General features: G+C 42.7%; 33 protein-coding genes and 1 pseudogene. 30 read left to right on the top strand and 4 right to left on the bottom strand.

Translation table 11 applies throughout. The annotated features are described in order from the left end of the window. The first annotated feature begins 1 nt into the window (after position 1). The 25 genes and pseudogenes from rplB (at position 2) to E0H87_RS12825 (ending at position 13,282) form a co-directional block, all read left to right on the top strand. A complete protein-coding gene (rplB, locus tag E0H87_RS12945) occupies positions 2-826 on the top strand; it encodes a 50S ribosomal protein L2 (RefSeq protein WP_116761960.1) in 825 nt (274 codons plus the stop codon). A 13-nt stretch (positions 827-839) separates the two neighbouring features. After that, entirely contained in the window at positions 840-1,115 is a 276-nt protein-coding gene (gene rpsS, locus E0H87_RS12940) for a 30S ribosomal protein S19 (RefSeq protein ID WP_004281508.1), read from the top strand. 9 nt (positions 1,116-1,124) lie between these two features. Beyond that, positions 1,125-1,454: a 50S ribosomal protein L22 gene (gene rplV, locus E0H87_RS12935; protein WP_004691320.1), complete on the top strand. Its 330-nt coding sequence runs from the start codon at positions 1,125-1,127 to the stop codon at positions 1,452-1,454. A 1-nt stretch (position 1,455) separates the two neighbouring features. Further along, a pseudogene (gene rpsC, locus E0H87_RS12930) lies at positions 1,456-2,275 on the top strand (30S ribosomal protein S3). After that, positions 2,215-2,628 (top strand): 50S ribosomal protein L16, encoded by a 414-nt coding sequence (rplP, locus tag E0H87_RS12925; protein ID WP_016168597.1) that lies wholly within the window; start codon positions 2,215-2,217, stop codon positions 2,626-2,628. Before rpsC ends, rplP begins: the two are co-directional and overlap by 61 nt. Then, complete coding sequence (rpmC, locus tag E0H87_RS12920) at positions 2,628-2,825, top strand: 50S ribosomal protein L29 (RefSeq protein ID WP_004650482.1); 198 nt, start codon at positions 2,628-2,630, stop codon at positions 2,823-2,825. Before rplP ends, rpmC begins: the two co-directional genes overlap by 1 nt. After that, positions 2,822-3,079 (top strand): 30S ribosomal protein S17, encoded by a 258-nt coding sequence (gene rpsQ, locus E0H87_RS12915; protein ID WP_016168596.1) that lies wholly within the window; start codon positions 2,822-2,824, stop codon positions 3,077-3,079. Before rpmC ends, rpsQ begins: the two co-directional genes overlap by 4 nt. A gap of 89 nt (positions 3,080-3,168) precedes the next feature. Continuing rightward, the gene (rplN, locus tag E0H87_RS12910) at positions 3,169-3,537 is read left to right on the top strand and encodes a 50S ribosomal protein L14 (protein ID WP_001982634.1); all 369 of its coding nucleotides are present in this window, start codon (positions 3,169-3,171) and stop codon (positions 3,535-3,537) included. A 9-nt stretch (positions 3,538-3,546) separates the two neighbouring features. Further along, positions 3,547-3,864: a 50S ribosomal protein L24 gene (gene rplX / locus E0H87_RS12905; protein ID WP_116761954.1), complete on the top strand. Its 318-nt coding sequence runs from the start codon at positions 3,547-3,549 to the stop codon at positions 3,862-3,864. Between the two features lie 15 nt (positions 3,865-3,879). Further along, on the top strand, positions 3,880-4,416 hold the full coding sequence (gene rplE / locus E0H87_RS12900) for a 50S ribosomal protein L5 (protein ID WP_116761952.1): 537 nt from the start codon (positions 3,880-3,882) through the stop codon (positions 4,414-4,416). Between the two features lie 9 nt (positions 4,417-4,425). Beyond that, a complete protein-coding gene (gene rpsN / locus E0H87_RS12895; RefSeq protein WP_004754234.1) occupies positions 4,426-4,731 on the top strand; it encodes a 30S ribosomal protein S14 in 306 nt (101 codons plus the stop codon). 13 nt (positions 4,732-4,744) lie between these two features. Then, a complete protein-coding gene (rpsH, locus tag E0H87_RS12890; RefSeq protein ID WP_116761950.1) occupies positions 4,745-5,140 on the top strand; it encodes a 30S ribosomal protein S8 in 396 nt (131 codons plus the stop codon). A gap of 13 nt (positions 5,141-5,153) precedes the next feature. After that, positions 5,154-5,687 (top strand): 50S ribosomal protein L6, encoded by a 534-nt coding sequence (gene rplF / locus E0H87_RS12885; RefSeq protein ID WP_131323970.1) that lies wholly within the window; start codon positions 5,154-5,156, stop codon positions 5,685-5,687. Between the two features lie 14 nt (positions 5,688-5,701). After that, the gene (gene rplR / locus E0H87_RS12880) at positions 5,702-6,052 is read left to right on the top strand and encodes a 50S ribosomal protein L18 (protein ID WP_131264508.1); all 351 of its coding nucleotides are present in this window, start codon (positions 5,702-5,704) and stop codon (positions 6,050-6,052) included. Between the two features lie 2 nt (positions 6,053-6,054). Then, positions 6,055-6,552, top strand: a complete 498-nt coding sequence (gene rpsE / locus E0H87_RS12875; protein WP_004657688.1) for a 30S ribosomal protein S5 — start codon at positions 6,055-6,057, stop codon at positions 6,550-6,552. 6 nt (positions 6,553-6,558) lie between these two features. After that, positions 6,559-6,735: a 50S ribosomal protein L30 gene (gene rpmD, locus E0H87_RS12870; RefSeq protein WP_000849088.1), complete on the top strand. Its 177-nt coding sequence runs from the start codon at positions 6,559-6,561 to the stop codon at positions 6,733-6,735. A gap of 3 nt (positions 6,736-6,738) precedes the next feature. Further along, positions 6,739-7,179 (top strand): 50S ribosomal protein L15, encoded by a 441-nt coding sequence (rplO, locus tag E0H87_RS12865; RefSeq protein ID WP_016168590.1) that lies wholly within the window; start codon positions 6,739-6,741, stop codon positions 7,177-7,179. 45 nt (positions 7,180-7,224) lie between these two features. Further along, complete coding sequence (secY, locus tag E0H87_RS12860) at positions 7,225-8,544, top strand: preprotein translocase subunit SecY (protein WP_171458285.1); 1,320 nt, start codon at positions 7,225-7,227, stop codon at positions 8,542-8,544. Positions 8,545-8,564: 20 nt separating this feature from the next. Beyond that, positions 8,565-8,681 carry a 50S ribosomal protein L36 gene (gene rpmJ / locus E0H87_RS12855; RefSeq protein WP_000867907.1) on the top strand — a complete coding sequence of 39 codons (117 nt, stop codon included), beginning with the start codon at positions 8,565-8,567 and terminating at the stop codon, positions 8,679-8,681. A 107-nt stretch (positions 8,682-8,788) separates the two neighbouring features. Then, positions 8,789-9,145: a 30S ribosomal protein S13 gene (rpsM, locus tag E0H87_RS12850; RefSeq protein ID WP_016168588.1), complete on the top strand. Its 357-nt coding sequence runs from the start codon at positions 8,789-8,791 to the stop codon at positions 9,143-9,145. A 19-nt stretch (positions 9,146-9,164) separates the two neighbouring features. Further along, the gene (gene rpsK / locus E0H87_RS12845) at positions 9,165-9,551 is read left to right on the top strand and encodes a 30S ribosomal protein S11 (RefSeq protein WP_004281491.1); all 387 of its coding nucleotides are present in this window, start codon (positions 9,165-9,167) and stop codon (positions 9,549-9,551) included. Positions 9,552-9,563: 12 nt separating this feature from the next. Continuing rightward, positions 9,564-10,187, top strand: coding sequence for a 30S ribosomal protein S4 (rpsD, locus tag E0H87_RS12840; RefSeq protein WP_016168587.1), 624 nt, complete (start codon positions 9,564-9,566; stop codon positions 10,185-10,187). Positions 10,188-10,204: 17 nt separating this feature from the next. Next, positions 10,205-11,212: a DNA-directed RNA polymerase subunit alpha gene (locus E0H87_RS12835; RefSeq protein WP_116761944.1), complete on the top strand. Its 1,008-nt coding sequence runs from the start codon at positions 10,205-10,207 to the stop codon at positions 11,210-11,212. 18 nt (positions 11,213-11,230) lie between these two features. Next, a complete protein-coding gene (gene rplQ / locus E0H87_RS12830) occupies positions 11,231-11,596 on the top strand; it encodes a 50S ribosomal protein L17 (protein ID WP_004281488.1) in 366 nt (121 codons plus the stop codon). A 195-nt stretch (positions 11,597-11,791) separates the two neighbouring features. Next, on the top strand, positions 11,792-13,282 hold the full coding sequence (locus tag E0H87_RS12825; protein ID WP_131323969.1) for a flavin-containing monooxygenase: 1,491 nt from the start codon (positions 11,792-11,794) through the stop codon (positions 13,280-13,282). 46 nt (positions 13,283-13,328) lie between these two features. Here E0H87_RS12825 and E0H87_RS12820 read toward each other — a convergent pair whose 3' ends face one another. Beyond that, positions 13,329-14,501 (bottom strand): acyl-CoA dehydrogenase family protein, encoded by a 1,173-nt coding sequence (locus E0H87_RS12820; RefSeq protein ID WP_131323968.1) that lies wholly within the window; start codon positions 14,499-14,501, stop codon positions 13,329-13,331. Between the two features lie 186 nt (positions 14,502-14,687). Between E0H87_RS12820 and E0H87_RS12815 the strand changes: the two genes are divergently transcribed. The 5 genes from E0H87_RS12815 (at position 14,688) to E0H87_RS12795 (ending at position 19,894) form a co-directional block, all read left to right on the top strand. Further along, complete coding sequence (locus E0H87_RS12815) at positions 14,688-14,945, top strand: succinate dehydrogenase assembly factor 2 (RefSeq protein ID WP_016168582.1); 258 nt, start codon at positions 14,688-14,690, stop codon at positions 14,943-14,945. After that, positions 14,938-15,321, top strand: a complete 384-nt coding sequence (locus tag E0H87_RS12810) for a hypothetical protein (protein ID WP_131323967.1) — start codon at positions 14,938-14,940, stop codon at positions 15,319-15,321. The genes E0H87_RS12815 and E0H87_RS12810 overlap by 8 nt, the downstream gene beginning before the upstream one ends. A 517-nt stretch (positions 15,322-15,838) precedes the next feature. Next, positions 15,839-16,903: a hypothetical protein gene (locus E0H87_RS12805; RefSeq protein WP_131323966.1), complete on the top strand. Its 1,065-nt coding sequence runs from the start codon at positions 15,839-15,841 to the stop codon at positions 16,901-16,903. Positions 16,904-16,954: 51 nt separating this feature from the next. After that, the gene (rrtA, locus tag E0H87_RS12800; protein WP_131323965.1) at positions 16,955-17,536 is read left to right on the top strand and encodes a rhombosortase; all 582 of its coding nucleotides are present in this window, start codon (positions 16,955-16,957) and stop codon (positions 17,534-17,536) included. A gap of 162 nt (positions 17,537-17,698) precedes the next feature. Next, positions 17,699-19,894 (top strand): TRAP transporter large permease subunit, encoded by a 2,196-nt coding sequence (locus E0H87_RS12795; protein ID WP_131323964.1) that lies wholly within the window; start codon positions 17,699-17,701, stop codon positions 19,892-19,894. A gap of 450 nt (positions 19,895-20,344) precedes the next feature. On the opposite strand, the gene E0H87_RS12790 is transcribed toward E0H87_RS12795, so the two are convergent. From E0H87_RS12790 to E0H87_RS12780, 3 genes are read right to left on the bottom strand one after another with little or no spacing between them, the layout of a single operon-like run. After that, the gene (locus E0H87_RS12790) at positions 20,345-20,788 is read right to left on the bottom strand and encodes a hypothetical protein (RefSeq protein WP_131323963.1); all 444 of its coding nucleotides are present in this window, start codon (positions 20,786-20,788) and stop codon (positions 20,345-20,347) included. A gap of 16 nt (positions 20,789-20,804) precedes the next feature. After that, complete coding sequence (locus E0H87_RS12785; RefSeq protein ID WP_016168574.1) at positions 20,805-21,011, bottom strand: YheV family putative metal-binding protein; 207 nt, start codon at positions 21,009-21,011, stop codon at positions 20,805-20,807. Positions 21,012-21,049: 38 nt separating this feature from the next. Continuing rightward, the gene (locus tag E0H87_RS12780; RefSeq protein WP_131323962.1) at positions 21,050-23,089 is read right to left on the bottom strand and encodes a M3 family metallopeptidase; all 2,040 of its coding nucleotides are present in this window, start codon (positions 23,087-23,089) and stop codon (positions 21,050-21,052) included. Positions 23,090-23,102 lie beyond the last annotated feature (13 nt).

Genomic DNA, 23,102 nt, shown 5'->3' with positions numbered 1-23,102 from the left:
TATGCCAATTCAAAAATGTAAGCCAACGTCTCCTGGACGTCGCTTTGTAGAGAAAGTCGTTCACGACCATCTTCACAAAGGCGCGCCTTATGCTCCGTTGGTTGAAGCTAAAAAACGTACTGGTGGTCGTAACAACAACGGTCACATCACGACTCGTCACGTTGGTGGCGGTCACAAGCAGCACTACCGTCTTGTTGACTTCAAACGTAACAAAGATGGTATTCCTGCAACTGTAGAGCGTATTGAATACGATCCTAACCGTACAGCACACATTGCACTTGTATTGTATGCTGATGGTGAGCGTCGCTACATCATCGCGCCTAAAGGCCTTCGCGCCGGCGATAAAGTACAATCTGGTAACGATGCTCCAATTCGTCCAGGTAACTGCTTGCCGCTTCGCAACATGCCGATCGGTTCTACTCTTCACAACATCGAACTTAAAATCGGTAAAGGCGCGCAATTAGCTCGTTCTGCTGGTACTTCAGTTCAGTTGTTGGGTCGTGACGGTTCTTACGCCATCGTTCGTTTACGTTCTGGTGAAATGCGTAAAATTCACGTTGAGTGCCGTGCAGTTCTTGGTGAAGTTTCTAACCAAGAAAGCAACCTTCGCTCACTTGGTAAAGCAGGTGCAGCACGCTGGCGTGGTGTTCGTCCTACCGTTCGTGGTATGGCGATGAACCCAGTTGATCACCCGCACGGTGGTGGTGAAGGGCGTAACAAAGGTATTCAACCTGTAAGCCCATGGGGTCAAAAAGCTAAAGGGTACAAGACACGTACCAACAAGCGTACGACTAAGATGATTATTCGCGATCGTCGCGTCAAGTAAAGGAATCTGACTAATGCCTCGTTCATTGAAAAAAGGTCCATTCGTCGATGCGCACTTGTTCGCTAAGGTTGAAGCTGCTATTGCTGCTAACAATCGTAAGCCGATCAAGACTTGGTCACGTCGTTCGATGATCCTCCCGGATTTTGTTGGTTTAACAATCTCTGTACATAATGGCCGTAACCATGTTCCAGTGATCGTATCTGAACACATGGTTGGTCACAAACTTGGTGAATTCGCGCCAACTCGTACCTATCGCGGTCACGGTGTTGACAAGAAATCTAAACGTTAAGGTGCTATGATGGAAGTTACTGCTAAATTACGCGGTGCCGCTATCTCGGCACAAAAAACTCGTTTGGTTGCAGACCTAATCCGTGGCAAATCTGTTGCTCACGCGCTTAATATTCTTAACTTCAGCAACAAAAAAGCTGCAGTTTTGGTTAAAAAAGCATTGGAATCTGCAATTGCAAACGCTGAACACAATAACAGTTTAGATGTAGACGACCTTAAGGTAACTACGATTTACGTTGATGAAGGCACTAGCCTTAAACGTATTATGCCACGTGCGAAAGGCCGTGCAGATCGTATTACTAAGCGTACTTGTCACATTACCGTTAAGGTAGGGGTTTGATATGGGTCAGAAGGTTCATCCAATCGGTATCCGCCTTGGTGTTGTAAAACGTCATAACGCCAACTGGTATGCGAGTCCGAAACAATACGCTGAATATTTGCTTAAAGATCTTCAAGTTCGTGAGTTTTTAACTAAAAAACTTAAGAATGCAATGATCAGCAATATTCTTATCGAACGTCCTACGGGTGCTGCTAAAGTAACTATTAGCACTGCACGTCCTGGTATCGTGATCGGTAAAAAAGGCGAAGACATTGAGAAATTGCAGCGTGAACTTACTCAAATTATGGGTATTCCAGCGCAAGTAAGCATCAACGAAATCGATCGCCCAGACTTAGACGCTCGTTTAGTTGCTGAAGCAATTGCTTCTCAATTAGAAAAGCGTGTTATGTTCCGTCGTGCTATGAAGCGTGCGGTACAAAACACAATGCGTGCTGGTGCTAAAGGTATCAAAGTTGAAGTTTCTGGCCGTTTAGGTGGTGCAGAGATTGCTCGTACAGAATGGTATCGTGAAGGTCGTGTACCTTTACATACGCTTCGTGCGGACATCGACTACTCAACTATGCGTGCTGAAACGACTTACGGTACGATTGGTGTTAAAGTATGGATCTTCCGTGGTGAGATCTTGGGTGGCATGAAACAAGTCATGAACCCAGCTCCAGCTGAAGAGCGTCCAGCTAAACGCGGTCGTGGTCGTGGTGAAGGTCAAGAGCAACGTCGTGGACGTCGTAATGACCGTGCTGCTGACAAGGGAGAATAATCCATGTTGCTACCTAAACGTACCAAATTCCGTAAAGTGCAAAAAGGCCGTAACACTGGTCTAGCGCACCGTGGTAGTACAGTATCATTTGGTTCAATCGCGCTTAAAGCAACTGAACGTGGTCGTATGACTTCACGTCAAATTGAAGCTGCGCGTCGTACCATTAGCCGTCGTGTTAAGCGTGGTGGTAAGATCTTTATTCGTGTATTCCCAGACAAACCAATTACTGAAAAGCCATTAGAAGTTCGTATGGGTAACGGTAAAGGTAATGTGGAGTACTGGGTTTGTGAAATCAAACCAGGTAAGATCCTGTACGAAATGGAAGGTGTGAACGAAGAATTGGCGCGTGAAGCATTTACGCTTGCTGCTGCTAAGCTTCCGTTTAAAACCACTATCGTGACTCGGACGGTAATGTAATGAAAACTAAAGATCTACGTGAAAAATCGGTAGAAGAGTTGACAGCTTTGCTTGATGAGCAACAGCTTAACCAATTCCGTCTTCGTATGGCTAAGGCAACTGGTCAATTGGGTAAATCGCACGAAGTTGCACTTACTCGTAAGACTATTGCTCGTATTAAGACCCTCCTTACCGAAAAACAGGGGAACGGACAATGAGTGAAAAAACAGTCCGCACGTTAACCGGCAAAGTAGTAAGCGACAAAATGGACAAGTCTATTGTTGTGCTTATCGAACGTCGTGTTCAACACCCGTTGTATGGCAAATCAATCCGCCGTTCAACTAAATTACATGCTCATGATGAGAACAACACTGCTAAATTAGGCGACGTTGTGACAATCAAAGAAAGCCGCCCAATTTCTAAAACTAAGTCTTGGACTTTAGTTGAAGTTGTTGAAGCTGCTGCTGAGTAATTAAACGTTCTTGCATCATCGGTTAATTTCGAGTACTCTTTGAGCCTTTCGAAATTGCGACCGGTGATGCACGGTTTTGGAGTAGGGCAATGATTCAAACCGAAACTATGCTCGACGTAGCAGACAACAGTGGTGCTCGCCGCGTACAATGTATTAAAGTACTTGGTGGTTCACATCGTCGTTATGCTTCAGTTGGCGATATTATTAAAGTTACTGTAAAAGAAGCTATTCCGCGCGCACGTGTTAAAAAAGGTGACGTGATGAATGCTGTGGTTGTACGTACAAAATTCGGCATCCGTCGTCCAGATGGTTCAGTTATTCGTTTCGACGATAACGCAGCTGTTATTTTGAACAACAACAAAGCGCCGATTGCAACTCGTATTTTCGGACCAGTGACTCGTGAACTTCGTACTGAACAGTTCATGAAAATCATTTCATTGGCTCCTGAAGTTCTATAAGAGGCACTCATGGCTAAGATTAAAAAAGGCGATCAAGTAATTGTGATCGCAGGTAAAGAAAAAGGCAAACAGGGTACTGTTCTGTCTGTTTCTAATGACCGTGTTATGGTTGAAGGCCTTAACTTGGTTAAGAAGCATCAAAAGCCGAACCGTGCAACAGGTGCTGAAGGCGCTATCGTTACACAAGAAGCTTCGCTTCATATCTCTAACGTGGCAATTTTTAATGCTACAACCCAAAAGGCTGACCGTGTTGGTTACCAAGTGACTGAAGGCGTGAAAACTCGCGTTTACAAGTCAAATGGTGAATCAGTGGCGGTAGCGAAGTAATAGGTTGAGAAGGCAATGGCCAGACTTAAAACGCGTTACAATGACGAACTTAAAGCTCAATTACAAGAGACTTTAGGCGTTAAAAATGTGATGGATATCCCTCGCATTACTAAAATCACGATCAATATGGGTGTTGGTGCAGCTGCTGCTGACAAAAAACTCCTTGATGGTGCTCTAGCTGATATGCAAGCAATTGCTGGTCAAAAACCAGTGCTTACGTTAGCTCGCAAATCAATCGCTGGTTTCAAAATCCGTGATGGTTGGCCGATCGGTTGTAAAGTTACTTTACGCGGCGAACGTATGTACGAATTCTTAGACCGTTTGATCTCTATTGCGATCCCTCGTATCCGTGACTTCCGTGGTTTCTCTGCGAAATCATTTGATGGTCGTGGTAACTACTCTATGGGTCTTAAAGAACAAATCATGTTCCCTGAGATCGATTTCGATAAGATTGATCGTATTCGTGGTATGGATATTACCGTTACTACGACTGCTCGCACCGATGACGAAGGCCGTGCGCTTATGCGTGCATTCGGCTTCCCGTTCAAATAAGAGGTCGATATGGCTAAGAAAGGTATGATTAATCGCGAATTGAAACGCGAAAAGACAGTTGCTAAATTTGCTGCAAAACGTGCTGAATTAAAAGCTACGATTGCAAATGTAAATGCAAGCGATGAAGAGCGTTTCGAAGCGATGATGAAGTTACAAGCATTACCACGTAATGCATCTCCAGTACGTCTTCGTAACCGTTGTGGTTTAACTGGTCGTCCTCATGGTTACTTCCGTAAGTTCGGTTTAAGCCGTAACAAATTACGTGACACAGTAATGCAAGGTGATGTACCGGGCGTTGTTAAGGCAAGCTGGTAAGGAGCGACTATAAATGAGTATGCAAGATACCGTTGCCGACATGTTAACTCGTGTTCGTAACGCACAAATGGCAAAGAAACAATCTGTTTCTATGCCTAATTCTAAGTTGAAGGTTGCAATTGCAAACGTACTTCAACAAGAAGGTTATGTTTCAAATGTAGAAGTTGCTGAAGTTGAAGGCAAAGCTACTTTGACCATCACTTTAAAATATTTCGAAGGCAAACCAGTTATCGAAACTGTGAAACGCGTAAGCCGTCCTGGTCTACGTCAGTATCGCGGTAAAGATGCACTTCCTAGCGTTAAGCAAGGTTTGGGTATTGCAATTGTTTCTACAAGCAAAGGCATCATGACTGATCGCGCTGCACGTGCTGCAGGCGTTGGTGGTGAAGTTGTTGCTTTTGTTTCTTAATAGGTGATTCCTCATGTCTCGTGTGGCTAAAGCCCCAGTAACTGTGCCTAACGGTGTTACAGTTACTCAGAACGGCCGGCAGGTCGAAGTGAAAGGCAGTAAAGGTACATTGTCTTTCAACCTGCATGCGCTGGTCGAGCTTAAACAGGAAGACGGTATTGTAGCTGTTGCTCCAAAAGCTGAGTCGAAAGACGCTTGGATGCAAGCTGGTACTGCTCGCGCTGTTCTTAACAACCTTGTAAAAGGTGTTAGCGAAGGCTTCGAACGTAAGTTACAACTTATCGGTGTTGGTTATAAAGCTGCGGTTAAAGGTAACGTTGTTAACCTTAACCTTGGTTTCTCTCACCCGATTGACTATACGCTTCCTGAAGGTGTAACTGCTGAAACTCCTACAGCAACTGAAATTATTCTTAAATCTGCTGATAAAGCACGTTTAGGTCAAGTTGCTGCAGATATCCGTGGTTACCGTCCGCCAGAGCCTTATAAAGGTAAAGGTGTTCGTTATTCTAACGAAGTTGTACTTCGTAAAGAAGCTAAGAAGAAATAAGGCGCGAGGTTCTTATGAACGAAAAGAAACAATCCCGTTTGCGTCGTGCGAAAAGCACACGCTTGCACATTCGTGCATTGGGTGCGACTCGTTTGTGTGTAAACCGCACTCCGCGTCACATCTATGCTCAAGTTATCTCAGCAGATGGTGGCAAAGTTTTAGCGCAAGCTTCAACTTTAGATGCTACTTTACGTGCGGGTTCAACTGGTAATATTGAAGCAGCGACTAAAGTAGGTGCTTTAATCGCAGAACGTGCTAAAGCAGCTGGTATCACTAAAGTTGCATTTGACCGTTCTGGTTTTAAATATCATGGTCGTATCAAAGCCTTGGCTGATGCTGCTCGTGAAAACGGCTTGGAGTTCTAATCATGGCTAAAGTTGAACAAAACGAAGGTCTTGTTGAAAAGCTGGTTGCCGTTGATCGTGTAGCCAAAGTTGTTAAGGGTGGTCGTATCTTCTCTTTCACAGCATTAACTGTTGTGGGTGATGGTAACGGTCGTGTAGGTTTTGGTCGTGGTAAGGCACGTGAAGTTCCAGCTGCAATCTCTAAAGCACTTGAAGCTGCACGTCGCAACATGATTACTGTAGACCTTGCTGGTACTACTTTACAACACCCTGTGAATGCGCGTCATGGTGCAAGCCGTGTGTACATGCAACCTGCTTCTGAAGGTACTGGCGTAATCGCTGGTGGCGCTATGCGTGCCGTTCTTGAAGCTGCAGGCGTACATAACGTACTTGCTAAATGTTACGGTTCTACAAATGCTGCGAACGTTGTAAACGCAACTTTCAAAGGTTTGCGTGATATGACTTCTCCAGAGAAAGTAGCTGCTAAACGTGGTCTTTCTGTAGAACAAATTCAAGGGTAATCAATCATGAAAACGATTAAAGTTACCCAGACTAAATCTTCTTCGCACCGCTTGAAAAATCACAAGCTTTGCTTACAAGGTTTAGGTCTGCGTCGTATTGGTCATACTGTAGAAGTGCAAGATACGCCTTCTAACCGCGGTATGATCAACAAAGTCTACTATATGGTTAGTGTAGAGGAATAAGCCATGACTCTGCGTTTAAATGAACTTGCACCTGCAGAAGGTGCGAAGCGTGATAATCTTCGTCTAGGTCGTGGTATCGGCTCTGGCGTTGGTAAGACTGGTGGTCGTGGTATCAAAGGTCAAAACTCACGTAAAAGTGGTGGTACTCGTCCAGGCTTTGAAGGCGGTCAAACTGCGTTATATCGTCGTTTACCTAAATTCGGTTTCACTAGCCAAATCGCTTTAAAAACTGCTGAAGTACGTTTATCAGAGCTTGCTAAAGTTGAAGGTGACATCGTTTCACTTGAAACTTTAAAAGCGGCGAATGTTGTACGTAAAGATATGCTTCGTGCTCGTATCGTACTTTCTGGTGAAATTACTCGTGCATTCACTGTACAAGGTGTTGCATTGACTAAAGGCGCTAAAGCTGCTGTTGAAGCTGCTGGCGGCAAAGTCGAGGAGTAATCGCGAGTGTCTATGTCTCCTAGTTCTTCAGGTCATGTTCACATGATGAAAGGGCAACCGTTTTACGTGAAATATCGTGAAATTATTCGCCGAATGATGTTTCTCTTCGGTGCATTGTTGGTTTTTCGACTAGGAGCGCATATTCCAGTACCGGGCATTAATAATGCTGCACTTGAAAACCTCTTTAATGCAAACCAGGGTACAATCCTTGGTTTGTTTAACATGTTTTCAGGTGGTGCTTTAGAAAGAATGTCAATTCTTGCCTTGGGAATTATGCCGTATATTTCTGCATCAATTATTGTGCAGTTAATGTCGACTGTAATTCCATCACTCGAAGCCTTGAAAAAAGAGGGAGAGCAAGGAAAGCGCAAGATTAACCAATATACACGTCAAGGTACGTTGCTTTTAGCTTTAGTGCAAGCAACGGGGATGTGTGCGGGTTTAATCAGTCAAGGGATTACCTTGTCAGCTGGTTTAGCCTTCTACGTTCCTGCTGTAACTTCATTGGTTGCAGGTACTATGTTCTTAATGTGGTTGGGTGAACAAATTACCGAACGCGGAGTGGGCAATGGTATTTCCATGATCATTTTCGCAGGTATTGTTGCTGGATTGCCTAATTTAATTATGCAATCAATCTCATCGGTAGATAATGGTCAAACAAGTCTGATTGGCTTGGTTATTTTTGGCTTATTGTCTCTCGGGGTGTTGGCAGCAATTGTGTTTATTGAGAAAGCGCAGCGTCGTATTCCTGTAAACTATGCTCAAAAACAACAAGGTCGTCGTGTATTTACTGCACAGCAGACACATTTGCCATTAAAAATTAATATGGCAGGTGTTATTCCAGCGATCTTTGCAAGTTCTTTACTGTTATTCCCAGCAAGTTTGGGGCAGTGGGTAGGAAGCTCAGATCCGAGTGCAGGTATAATCAAGCGTAGTCTTCAAGATTTGGCTCTTTTATTGTCGCCTGGACAGCCGTTGTATTTGGTGCTCTTTGGTGCGTTAATTATCTTTTTCTGTTATTTTTATACGGCGCTGGTATTTAGCCCGAAAGAAGTATCGGAAAACTTAAAACGCAGCGGAGCTTATGTGCCTGGTATTCGCCCAGGTGAGCAAACTGCTCGTTATTTAGATCATATTCTCAATCGTTTGACGTTTATTGGTGCGATTTATATTGCGATCGTGTGTTTAATGCCAATGATTTTGCAGAGCTCTTTTGGTATTCCATTCTATTTGGGTGGTACCTCTTTGCTAATCGTTGTTGTTGTGGTTATGGATTTCATGGCACAACTGCAAGCACACCTCACATCTCATCAATATGATAATCAAACGTTAATGAGAAAAACGACTGCTCATCCGAAGGGATAAGCGCACTTAGAGGTTTCATCATGAAAGTACAAGCTTCTGTAAAGAAAATTTGTGGTAGCTGTAAAGTTATCCGTCGTAATGGGGTTATTCGCGTAATTTGCAGCGCAGAACCTCGTCATAAGCAGCGTCAAGGTTAATCTGATCAAGACCTGTTGATTTCAGTAGGCTAATTAGGTTATTATCCGCCCCTCAAGATTTTTGTGGGGCGGTTGATTATCTCTACTGCCTTTTTGGAGAAAATTGAATGGCTCGTATTGCCGGTGTAAACATTCCGGATAACAAGCATGCTGTTATCTCTCTCACCTATATCTTTGGTATTGGTCGCCACACTGCTAAGAACATCTTAGCTGCTGTAGGTATCGCTCCAACGACTAAGATTCGTGAATTAGATGATGCTCAGCTTGATGCGATTCGTGCAGAAGTTACTAAGGTTCCGACCGAAGGTGATTTACGTCGCGAAATTTCCATGAACATTAAACGTTTAATGGATTTAGGCTGCTACCGCGGTCTTCGTCATCGTCGCAGCTTGCCTGTCCGCGGACAACGCACCAAAACTAACGCACGTACCCGTAAAGGTCCGCGCAAACCTATTAAGAAATAAGATTTCTGGAAGCTAAAAGATGGCTAAAGATACTCGCGCACGCAAGAAGGTCACTCGTACCGTCTCTGAAGGTGTCGCACACATTCACGCTTCTTTTAATAACACCATTGTAACGATCACTGATCGTCAAGGTAATGCATTGGCTTGGGCTACTTCAGGTGGACAAGGCTTCCGTGGATCACGTAAATCAACTCCGTTTGCTGCTCAGGTAGCTGCTGAAGTTGCTGGTAAAGCTGCTTTAGATTACGGTTTGAAAAACTTGGACGTCCTTGTAAAAGGTCCTGGTCCTGGTCGTGAGTCTGCGGTTCGTGCATTAGGTGCAGTGGGTTATAAAATTAACAGCATTACCGATGTGACGCCAATTCCTCACAACGGTTGCCGTCCACCTAAAAAACGTCGCGTGTAAGGAGAAACATTCATGGCTCGTTATATTGGTCCAAAATGCAAACTCTCTCGCCGCGAAGGGACAGACCTGCAATTAAAATCTGGCGTTAAACCATTTGACGTTAAGACTAAAAAACATGCTAAAGCTCCTGGCCAACATGGTCAAAGCCGTGCAAAACAATCTGAGTATTCACTACAATTACGTGAAAAACAAAAAGTACGTCGTATGTACGGTGTTTTAGAACGTCAATTTAGTAACTACTATAAAGAAGCTGCTCGTGTTAAAGGCGCAACTGGTGAAAACTTGTTGAAATTGCTTGAAAGCCGCCTAGATAACGTTGTTTATCGCATGGGTTTTGGTTCTACACGTGCAGAAGCTCGTCAGCTTGTATCTCACCGTTCTATCACTTTAAATGGTCGTCGTGTTAATATTGCGTCTATCCAAGTTAAAGCTGGTGATGTGATTGCAGTTCACGAAGGTGCTAAGCAACAATTGCGTATCAAAAATGCAGTTGAATTAGCTGCTCAACGTGGTATTCCTTCTTGGATGGAAATTGACCATTCTAAGTTGGAAGGTACATTTAAAGCTGCGCCAGATCGTTCTGATTTACCTGCTGAAATCAACGAAAGCTTGATTGTAGAATTGTATTCTAAATAATCCTTGAGGTAGCAATAATGACGCGTACTGCAAATGAGTTTCTAACTCCGCAAGCGATCAAGGTCGAAGCGGTTAGCGGGACCTCGGCAAAAGTTATTCTAGAACCCTTAGAGCGTGGCTTTGGTCATACTCTTGGTAATGCTTTACGTCGCATCCTTCTTTCTTCTTTACCTGGCGCAGCTGTGGTTGAAGTGGAAATTGAAGGTGTTGAGCACGAGTACAGTACTTTGGAAGGCTTGCAGCAGGACATCGTCGAGCTCTTGCTGAACCTAAAAGGATTGTCTATTAAGCTGTTCGATCAAAATGAAGCTTATTTGACATTAGAGAAACAAGGTCCTGGTGACGTAACTGCCGCTGACCTTCGTTTACCTCATAATGTTGAAGTGGTTAACCCTGAACATTTGATCGGTACTTTAAGTGCTTCAGGCTCATTAAAAATGCGCCTGAAAGTTGCTCAAGGTCGTGGTTATGAGACTTCTGACTCACGTTTCCCAGAAGGCGAAACTCGCCCAGTGGGTCGTTTACAGTTAGATGCATCTTATAGCCCAATCAAACGTGTGTCTTACATCGTAGAAAATGCGCGTGTAGAACAACGTACTGACCTTGATAAACTGATCATTGATCTTGAGACCAACGGTACAGTTGATCCTGAAGAAGCAATCCGCAAAGCGGCGACAATTTTGCAACAACAAATTGCAATTTTTGTTGACCTTCAGAAAGATCAAGCTCCTGTTGCTCAAGAGCCTCGTGAAGAAGTTGATCCAATTTTGCTTCGTCCAGTAGATGATCTAGAGCTTACTGTTCGTTCTGCGAATTGTTTAAAAGCAGAAAATATTTACTACATTGGTGATCTTGTTCAGCGCACTGAGGTTGAGTTACTTAAAACTCCTAACCTTGGTAAAAAATCGCTTACTGAGATCAAAGATGTTCTGGCTTCTAAGGGCTTACAACTCGGCATGCGTTTAGAGAACTGGCCACCAGCTAGTCTCCGTATGGACGATCGTTTCGCCTATCGTAGCCGTTAATTAAGTAGGACTATCACCATGCGTCATCGTAATAGTGGTGTGAAATTAGGCCGTACAAGCAGTCATCGTAAAGCGATGTTCCAAAACATGGCTAATTCTTTGTTCGAACATGAGTTAATCAAAACTACTGTTCCTAAAGCTAAAGAATTACGCCGCGTTGCTGAGCCTTTAATCACTTTAGCTAAAAACGATACTGTTGCAAACCGTCGTTTGGCGTTTGCTCGTACTCGTTCAGCAGCAACTGTTGGTAAATTATTTACCGTTCTTGGCCCTCGTTACAAAGAGCGTAACGGCGGTTATCTACGTGTTCTTAAAGCGGGCTTCCGTGCAGGTGATGCTGCACCAATGGCTTACGTTGAACTAGTAGATCGCGAAGTTAACTAATTTCGCAGGATAACTCAGTTGTTCTTAAAAAAAGGTCGGTTTTTAACCGACCTTTTTTATTGTCTTTTGTTTGACAATATTTGTTGTTGTCCTGAAATGACATGATTTTCATCTGAATTTATTTAACTTGACATTGATCATTGTCAAATTTGTGTTTTAATAAAATGGAATTATCAGTCAGGTTATAAAAACAACATGGAAAAGCAAATTGATATATTGATTATTGGAGCAGGTATTTCAGGGATTGGTTTGGCTGCGCATTTATCTAAGAATAATCCAAAGCGTTCTTATGAAATTATCGAACGTCGAGAGAGTATTGGTGGTACATGGGATTTGTTTAAATATCCTGGTATTCGTTCTGATTCAGATATGTCTACCTTTGGTTATAATTTCAAACCATGGCAGCAATCGAGTGTCTTGGCTGATGGTGCTGCAATCAAAGGCTACCTAACAGAAGTTGTGGATGAATACCAACTTGTTCCGAAAATTCATTTTAAACACAATGTCATTTCTGCGAATTATGATTCGACTATTCAAAAATGGGTGGTTGAAATTGAAGATCATCAGCAAAAGAAACAGACTTGGGTGGCAAACTTCATTTTAGGCTGTACGGGTTATTATAATTACGATCATGGTTATCAACCTAAATTTCCGAATCAGCCAGAATTTAAAGGCGAGTTTATTCATCCACAGCAGTGGCCAGAGAATTTAGATTATCACGGCAAAAAGGTGCTTATCATTGGTAGTGGTGCAACCGCAATTACTTTGGTACCCGCTATGGCAAAAGGTGGGGCAGCGCATGTGACGATGTTGCAACGTTCGCCGACTTATATTGCTTCGGTTCCTTCGGTTGATTTTGTATACGATAAAATGCGTAAAATTTTACCTGAAGACCTAGCATACAAATTGACTCGCGCACGGAATATCGGCATGCAGCGTGGTATTTATGCCTTAGCTCAGAAGCAGCCGAAACTCCTGCGTAAATTTTTATTAAAAGCGATTGAGTTGCAACTGAAGGGCAAAGTGGATATGAAGCACTTTACCCCAAGCTATAATCCTTGGGACCAGCGTTTATGTGTGGTGCCTGATGGCGATCTATTTAAAATTTTACGCTCTGGTCAAGCCAGTGTAGAAACAGATTTAATTGAGCGATTTACTGAAACTGGCGTCTTGTTAAAATCTGGAAAACATCTGGAAGCAGATATTATTGTTTCAGCGACAGGCTTGGATATTCAAATTTTAGGTGGTCTCAAGGCAACGCTGGATGGTCAACCTATCGACACCTCAAAACATATGCTTTATCAAGGGGTGATGGTCAGTGATGTACCCAATATGGCGATGATTATTGGCTATATTAATGCCTCATGGACATTAAAAGTGGATATTGCGGCTGACTATATTTGTCGTTTGATTAACTATATGGATCAAAAAGGTTATGTACAGGTGATTCCACAAGGTGATCAAACTGAGTTGCTTGATGATACCGTGATGGGAAGTTTAACTTCGGGTTATATTGCTCGTGCAGCCAATGTGATGCCAAAACAAGGTAAGCACGCACCATGGAAAGTCACCAATAATTATCTGGCTGATCGTAAGGAATTGAAAAATGCGACCTTTGAAGATGCTGTGTTAAAGTTTCAGAAAGCATTACCGCATGATCAACGCAAGCCTAAACTGGTTTCTTAACTGACTAAAGAATAAAAAAGGAGCGTGTAGCTCCTTTTTTATGATGTTATAAAGTTCGTGAAATCAGTTCTTTCATGATTTCATTGGTGCCTGCATAAATGCGATTAGCTCGGTTATCAATATAAGCACGTGCAATTGGATATTCCAGCATGTAGCCATAACCCCCATGTAGTTGTAAGCATTCATCGACCACTTTAGAAAACATTTCTGAAATTTTGTATTTGGCTGCTGCTGCGGCATCAACAGCTAATTGCTCTGCAAGTTGTAGTTGCATGCAGCGATCAAGATAGGTGCGACAGAAATCGATTTCGGTTCGTAGTTCAGCCAACTTAAAGCGGGTATTCTGAAAACTGGAAATACTTTTGCCAAAAGCTTGACGTTCTTTCGTATATTGAACGGTATGTGTAAATGCGGCTTCTGCACCAGCCTGACAAATAATTGCCACAAGCATGCGTTCCCACGCCAATTCTTTCATCAGCATCATAAAGCCCATACCTTCTGCACCAAGGAGATTATGTTTAGGTACACGCACGTCATCAAAGAAAAGTTCACAGGTGTCTTGACCTTTCATGCCGATTTTATGCAGTGGCTTGCCTTTACTAAAACCGACGCGATCTGCTTCGACCATAATGAGTGAGAGATTGGCAGAACCTTTGTCGCTATGTCCTGTTTTACAGACCACAATCGCCATATCACACAAGTAGCCATTGGTGATAAAGATTTTAGAGCCATTAATGACATATTCATCCCCCTCGAGGATGGCAGTTGTTTTGATGGCTTGTAAGTCTGAGCCTGTACCTGGTTCGGTCATGGCAATGGCAGTGACAGTTTCTCCCGTTGCCATTTTGGGGAGCCATTGTTGCTTTTGTGCTTCATTACCAAAGTTCAGAATATAATTGGCCACAATGTCGGAATGCAGCGAGAATCCTGTTGCGGAGTCCATTGCATAGGCTTGCTCTTCAATCAGGATCATGCTGTAAAGACGATCGACACCTGAACCCCCATAAGCTTCGGGCATAGTGGCACAGAGTAGGCCCAACTGACCGGCTTTATTCCATAAATCTCGGTCAACATGTTGTTGTTGTTCATATTTTTCTGTATTTGGAACGACTTCCTGAGTGTAAAATTTACGGACCATGTCACGGAATGCTTCATGTTCAGAATTGAACAGTTGTCTTGGTAACATATGGGTCAGTGGGCGAATGGCTCCAGATTGCATGATGATGATGTCCCTTAATTATCATTGTGAGGTTGAACTTAAAAGATCTGTCATGGCTTGGGCAATGTGAGCAATGCTCAATTCCTTAAAAAAAATGGTAGATTTGGTCATTCATGGGAAATCTCTCGAAATTACGCCAATGATTCGGTTAAACTAAGGCACTTCTGTTTGGTCTAGGGGAATACAATGAGCGAAGAAATGACGCTTGAAGAACGCAAAGTGATTTATCGTGCACGTCGTGGTTTAAAAGAAATCGATGTATATTTTGACCCATATGTTCGAAATTATTATTTAGCGGCATCTCCAGAAGAAAAAGCGTTATTTGCAGAATTAGTTGAACAAGAAGACCCTGATTTACTCGATTGGTTTATGGAAGTCGGTGAACCACCACGTGCTGAAATTAAGACGTTTATTCTTAAATTAAAGCATTACGTGCATGGCTAACACTGCATATTATTTGAAACGCAGTCGCGCGGCGATTGTGTTTCAGATTGGTCTATTGCTTTTTATTCAGTGTTTAGTTTCGGTTTTATTGCCTGTTTGGTTGGCAGGTCTTACTTTGATTATTCTGCTCGTTTCATTTTGGATACAATTGAAGCGTCCTATACTTGATTATTTTCAAGCATTTTCGATAGATGAATGGTCTATTCGTTCAACAGATCAGGTTGTGCAGCACATGCGACTTACGCGAGTGGTCAATCATCATTTTTATATTGTGCTTTATTTCCAACAGCAAACTGCTTGTAGCCATGTTATTTGGTATGACCAATTAACACGCAAAGATTGGAAAAAGCTTAAATTATTGGCAAAATTGTTCTGATTGTTAGACAGTTAAAAAATTTATAAATTTAATTAAAATATATAAAACAATAATTTAATATTGATTCGGTAATACTTTGTCAGACAATAAAACAATTTATTGGCATAAAGTATAAATTGTTAGACAATTTATACAGGCAGATCTGTGTTTTTTTTGTACATTAGGATTACCAAACAGCAAACGAGGAAATCAGTATGATTTTTCCAACGTGGTCGTTTCTAATAATAGCGATTGTTTTGGCAATTGTTATAGGACGTTTAGGAACTGTGCTGAAGGATCGATTTGCACAAACATAAAGCCCAGTGGGCGTTCATTTAATAGGTAGCATGTGCTGAACCGTCGCAATGCTACTTTTTTTTGCCCAAAATTTAATAATCCTGCCACTAGAGTCAATTTTTCTCTTTATTTTTCATGGCAAAGTAATCCTCTGAATTAGAGTAAATACTCTTTTATTCGAAAATAGCTTCTGCTATGTTTACTGCGAAGGACACAAACAAAAAATATAGAGGACAGGAAGATGTCGCAAGTCCAGAAAATTGGCCAAGGTATGGCGATTTTAATGATTACAACCACCGTATTTACAGGATGTTCACATATCGTGAAATCTGGTGCGAATGTCGCTTTAGGATTTAGTGAAAAGCATATTGTTCCGCCCATTTTAGCCATGGAAGATGCGGATATGGTGTGTAATTCGGGGAATGCGTTAACACCTGCAATTATGTCGACTCAAGATATGGGGGCAGACCCGACGCGTATTGCAATTTTACTCTATTCTGCTGCGGGCACATGTGCCGAAAACAGAGCACTCGATGCTGAACTCCGTTATTTGCGTGCGTCTAAAGCAGGGCAGGTCACAGAAGCACAAGATGCACGAATTGAGCAAAAACGTTGGTCGGCTGTAGCAGCACAACGTCAATATGCAGGGTATCAACTTTTAGAGAAGCGTTGGCAAGCCAAGTATCAGCAAGAATTGGGTGAGAGTTGCCCGAAAATGAAGAGTGATATTGATCAAACCGTGTATTTACTCGGGCTGATCAGTGGGGTACAAGCCATGACCAATGATATTAATTCAGGTGGTTCGGTCAATGTTCCTAAAGATATTGCCGCAATTGTAGAGCGTGGTATGACTTGCTTGAACAATGAAAAGTTCTGGGGGGCACCTGAGGCTACACGTGCAGCCATTTGGACCTTACTGCCAGGCGCTGGGGATGGTAAACCAGATCCATACCAAACCCTCAAACAATCCATGCAAATTGGTGAGCAAAAAGGCGTACGCTTACCACATGCCTTATACGCAGTGGCTGCTCAAGCCAGTGGCGATGATGCCAAAATCCGTGATGCCTTGAAACAGTTTGCTGCCGCTCGTTCAGATGAAAAGCCAGTCAATCCTCAGTTTAAGCTGATTGATAGTATGGCCGCGAGTATGGTGCAAGGTATTTCAGATCGATACTGGACGGAACACACAGGCAAACGTACAGCCGATGATGGTATGCGTCAATTCTGGGATGAGCAGGAGGATAGCTCGGGATTGGATGATTTATTCAATGCCTCAGAGGATGCAGCAAGTACGGCAAAAGAATAATAACGTCTTAAGAGGCAAAGGAATTGCTGTAAGAAGTCGAGGGAGATGCTAATGAATGATCCATATTTTGCTCGAAAGGTGGTCTTTATTGCAGGGGTTGCCTCAATCTCTGCTTGTTTACAGATTTTTGCAGACTATTTTATCTATTGGCGCCCAGATTTGTTGGAGCAATTCTGGCGTCTTTGGACAGGGCATTGGGTGCATGTCGGATGGACACATTATTTGCTGAATATGCTTGCCTTTGCCTGTTTTCCTTTTATTTTTCCTCATGTCCGAATCTGGCATTTGGCTGCTTTATTGGTCGTGCTTCCAGTCTGCATTAGCTTAAGTTTTTATTATATTTTTCCTGATATAGAAGCTTATGCTGGATTGTCAGGGGTATTACACGGTGCTTATGTCGTAGTCGCATTGATCCATTTAAGTTACGCGCATGAGCGTAAATTTGCTGCTGTGGTACTGGGGCTGATTGTGTTGAAACTCATTTGGGAAAATACGATTGGTAATACTGGAACAGCAGAACTGATCGGCAGCCCTGTATTAGTTGAAGCGCATTTACTGGGCGCAATCTGGGGAATGGTTTTTGCCCTATTATATTTTCCTTTTCATTATCTGCGAGTTATGTCTAAAAGTTGACATTTTAGGCAGAAAGAAAACAAAAACAGTCATTTTATTCAGTCCAAAATACATGCAGAGTGAAGCTGAAAATAAAGATCGGAACAGAATATGGAGATGTTCTGTTCCTCAAGGATATCTACACCATCATTGGTGATGAGTAAAATAAAAATAGGAATACATATGAAGGATGCAGGACAGAAAAGGTCTGGACTAGACCTGATCAAGAATATTTGGACAGAATGGATTTCAACGTTTGTAATCTTGCTGTTGTTAATTTTGACTCTAATTATTGGCACAGGTGAAATGATTCATGGACAGCTACTGCGCGTGGGCGAGCGGCTGTATGGGAATGAAACTGTGGGTATGCAGTATTCCTTTTTGCGGGCGGAGCCGATTAAACCCGATTGTAATCGTCACCCAGATGTTGACGCTTTAGTTCGGACGCAAATGCAAGCGAGTTCTGCTGATGAGTTTGCTGATATTTTTGGTACAGCCTCTGAGTCAGATGTACGTGCTTCCGTGTTGGCAGGTGTGCGACAGTGTGAAGAAAAATATCAGTTTTATGATAAATCGATGAAATATTTAGATGATCATCCAAGTTTAAGAACCTATAGAACGATAGAAACAGGCTTCTTTGGCATTTTTAAATTTGGCTCTGAGAATCGTGTACTCATCTTATTGGTGATGGTGTTTTTCGCGGCAATTTCAGCCACCGTGAAATATCACCATATTGGTTTGCGTGCACCCGCTACAAAAATTGATTACCGTGTTTATGCCTTATTTATGATTATGGGGAATGGCTTACTGAGTTATTCCGTGGTGAGTCAGTATCATTCGGTTGTTAATTCTGGGGTGAGTAGTACCTTTGAAACTTTAGCAGGATATTGGATCTGGATTGGATTATTTGTGATTCAGACGATTTTGAGTCTTTTCCAACTCTTTATGCCCCCTGTACCCAAACAATCAGGTGGAAATGTCGGTTTAGCGCTGCTGAGTGTGCCCTTATATGCCTACATGGCGATTATTACAGGCATTGCATTTACCTTCTTCATGGACTATCCAATGGGGCAAGGGATTTATCTCGGTATTTTGGTTGAATTTTCAGGAATTTTCTTAAATTTAGCACTGTTCATTTGGGCGGGGATGCTACTCACACAAACACGTGTCATGGATCTGTTTTTAGGCATATTACGTCCATGGAATTTAGCACCAGAAACCTTAACGTGGTTGATTTTAATTGCCGCTGCGATTCCGACAGCGTATACCGGCGCATCGGGGATTTTCGTGGTTGCTGCGGGTGCCATCATTTATAAAGAAGTTTGGAATGCAGGTTCTCGCCGTCAGTTTGCCTTAGCTGTTTCGGCAATGTCGGGTTCACTCGGTGTTGTGATACGACCATGTTTATTGATTATTTTGATTTCGATGCTGGATAGCCGTCATGTCACCTCGGATGAGTTATTTGATCATGGGATGTATGTTTTCTGGTTAACCGCTTTTGTATTCTTGGGAATTTCACTGTGGTTGGCAGAAACCCGTTTCCGCGTGAACTCACCGAAAGTCGCCGTTCCAGGAATGCTACGTGCTTGTGTTCCAGTGATTCCATACGTTGTGATTACGATCCTTGTGATTGCTTTTTATAAGTATGGTTTAGATACGCAAATGGATGAATTTACAGCACCCGTTGTACTTCCCATCATCCTGATTGCTTACATTATGTTTGATCGTTGGTGGGCAGATCGCTTTAGTCCAGAGCCTAAAGATGCGCACACGACATTAGCATTAGAGCATGAACAAAAGTCTCAATTCTTACGTGATCATGGTGGACATGCGGCCAATCGTCGCAGTTTTGGGAGTTCGATTTGGTTTGCCTCGGCTGAGACCGTTGGACATATTGGGGCATTAATTATTTTAATGGCTTTATCTGCGAGTGTCGGAGGGTTGATTGAGCGCTCAGAAGTCGTGACCTTATTGCCAACGCATTTAGGCAATATTTATATTTCGCTGGCATTTATTGCATTACTGCTGGCAATTATCGGGATGACGACAGATCCATTTGGTGCCGTAATTTTGGTTGCAGCGACGGTTGCTCCGGTGGCTTATGAAAATGGCATTCATCCAATTCATTTCTGGATGATCGTACTGGTTGCTTTTGAATTGGGTTATGTCACGCCACCCGTTGCGTTGAATCACTTATTGACCCGAATGTCGGTAGGGGATGATGAAGTGCGAGCAGCAGATGCTGAAGCCAAAGAAAAATACACCAAATTTTATTATCGTTATGAACGTTGGTTATTGCCGATTATGGTGTTATTCCCATCGTTAATGTTGGTGACTTTTGCCCCGTATGTTTTTAAATTATTTGGTTGGTATCACTAATCACATACTGTCATACATCAAGCACCTTCGGGTGCTTGATTGCTTTTAGGACTTGGGAAATAAGTAAGATGCTCAACCTTAACAGTGAAAACCATTAAGCTGCTACAAAATTAAAAAATCTCATGAGAACAGTGTACTTTGAGAGAATACGGTTGAGTGGAAGATGCGGATGGATTCTGTTTGATGAGCTTTTTGATGTGGCTATCATATTATTATAGATTGAATTTCTATGATTGGGGTAATCATAATCAGACCTCGATTAGATGAATAATGGCTGATCAAAGGAGGAGAAATTCTGACAGGATCAGAAGAATGTAATTCATCGAATCTTTAGATTGATATGCACGAATATATGATCTGTTTATTGAGTCTATAACACGAGCAGATCAGCTAGAAAATTCGGCATAGAGGGAAACGGAATCCATTCTAGCCGAATTTTATTTGAATATTTTATTGCGCTTTGGCGAGCTGAGCTTCGAGTAATTTCACCTGTTCTTCTTTCAAAGCAATCAGGTCATCTGCATCAGCATGTTGTGCTTTCAGCGTTTTCTCTTGTTCATCCAGTTGTGTCTGAATGTCATCCAGTTTGGCAATTTCTTCTTTGGCCAAGCTGGCATTTTTCGGCACATCTTGTTTTAAGATGGCTTCATCGACCAATTGAATAGGTGCTTCAGCAGTCGTATTTGCAACTGCTGTAGAAGCTGCATTTTCGACCACAGGCACAGCCTCTTTCACCACGGGCTTTGCAGGTGTATGAACCACTTGCTGCTCGGCTTCATGTTGTGGTTGAGAGCTTGACATCCATTGATAAGCTAAAAAAATAGCCACCAATACAACCAGTCCAGCAATAATCCCCACTAAAAGTTTTGAATTTTGTCTTTGATCTAACGTCATGACTTAAACCTTGTTGTTATTCAGGCTGACGAGGTTTGAATTGAATGACCCCAATTTCGTCTGGATGTTCAGGTTCAGCAGACTCGACATGGGTCGGGCGCTTTTCTGTATATTCACACGTTATACATTCAATCCACTCGTCATCCACAGTGATGATTTTAACCACACGATCTAAAGCTCCGCATTTAGGACATTTTGCGCCTGCGATAAACTGTCTTTTCATGTCAGTTAATAACACCCTGTGAACAATAATGACGTAGTTTAAGCGGTTTTATCTGCGTTCGTCCAACCCTGATGGCGTAATAATGCATCTATTTTTGGTTCGCGTCCGCGGAAATTGATAAATGCATCAAGTGCGGTATCTTTTCCGCCAACTGCTAGAATAAATTGTCGAAACTCTTTGCCAGTCTGAGTGTTGAAAATACCTTCTTGTTCGAAACGATCAAAGGCATCACTGGCTAAAACTTCTGCCCATTTATAGGAATAATAACCTGCAGCATAACCCCCTGCGAAAATGTGGCTGAAGCTATGCTGAAAACGGTTATAAGCAGCCGTAGGGGCAACAGCGTAGTTTTTACGAATCTGATCTAAAGTGGCTTGAATGCCTTCAGCATTTAATGCAGGCGTCGTCCGATGAATATTGAGATCAAATAGGGCGAACTCGATTTGACGTAAGGTTTGCATGCCTGACTGGAAGAAGCGAGCATCAAGCAAGGCTTTGAGCAAGGATTCAGGAAGTACCGCTTTGCTTTCAATATGCTCGCTAAGCAAATCGAGGCTTTCTTTGTCCCATGTCCAGAATTCCATAAATTGACTTGGCAATTCTACCGCATCCCAAGCCACGCCGTGGGTACCTGCCACAGAAATATGATCGACTTCGGTCAGCATGTGGTGTAAGCCATGCCCAAATTCGTGGAACAGTGTGGTGACTTCATCATGGGTGAGCAAAGCCGCTTGTCCTGCAACGGGTGGAGTAAAGTTACATACCATATAGCAGATTGGTTTTTGTAAACCTTGTGTAGTTTGCATACGGGAACGGAAGCCACTCATCCATGCACCACCGCGTTTGCCACTCCGCGCATAGAGGTCGAAATAGAATCCACCGACCACTTTGCCTTGATCTTCCAGTTCAAAATATTGAGCATCGGTATGCCAAACTGGGGCTTCACGTTGCACAATTTGAATGCCATATAAGCGTTCAACAATGCTGAATAAGCCTTGTATGATTTTAGGGGCTGGGAAGTATGGTTTTAAATCTTCTTGAGAAAGATTGAATTGCTGAACTTTAAGCTTTTCTGAGTAAAAACCTGTATCCCACGGTTCTAGGTTTTTAACCCTATCTTGTTGTGCAATCGCTTTCAACTCGGCAATTTCCTGCTCAGCAGGGCGACGTGCATGTTCAGCCAACTCGATTAAAAAGTTGGCGACGGTGTCAACATCAGGTGCCATTTTGCTCGCAAGGGACAATTCTGCATAGTTATTAAAACCGAGCAACTGTGCCATTTCCTGACGTAAGCTCAAGATTTCTTCCATCACCGCCGTATTATCAAATTCAGCTTGTTCTGCCTGATCGGAAGCACGGGTGGTATAAGCACGATACAATTCTTCGCGCACCGTACGATCTTCGGCATAGGTCATAATGGCCAAATAAGCAGGAATATCTAAAGTGGCGACTGCTTGCTCAAGTTCACGTTGCTGCCCATATTGTTTTAATAACTCAACACTGCTGGCAGGGAGACCTTTGAGTTGGTCTTCGCTTAGAGGTTTGAAATAGGCCTGAGAGGCATCCAATACATGGTTAGAGAAGTCCGAAGACAATTGCGATAAGCGTGCTGAGATTTCAGCATAACGCTTTTTCGCGTCGCCTTCTAAGGCTACACCAGAGAGTTTGAAATCACGTAATGCCAGTTTGATGGCACTTTGCTGTGCCGCAGGCAGTTGATTAAATTCTGTCGAATCTTGGATTTGTTGATAGGTTTGGTATAGCACCGTGTGTTGTCCAAGCGCTGTGTAATATTCACTCAGTGCAGGAAGCAAAGATTGATAGACATCACGGGTTTCAGCGTTGTTCATTACAGCATTTAAGTGGGAGAGAACGCCCCATGATTCACTCATATTATTTTCAAGTTCATCGATTTGGCTCAGCACTTGAAGTTGTACCTCGTGCTGTTCAGGAACCGTCGTCAGCTCTGCTAAAAATTGCTGACCGTGTTGGATGGCTTGTTCAATTTGTTGTTTTAAGTCGCTAAGTTGAATTTGATCAAACTGAGGAACAGGTAGTGTTGCTTGATCTAAGTGCATGTACATTCGCCAT

This window comes from Acinetobacter sp. ANC 4178, assembly GCF_004331175.1.
Classification (GTDB): Bacteria; Pseudomonadota; Gammaproteobacteria; order Pseudomonadales; family Moraxellaceae; genus Acinetobacter.
Note: the sequence above shows the minus strand (reverse complement) of the source record. Positions and strands in the feature narration are given on the sequence as shown.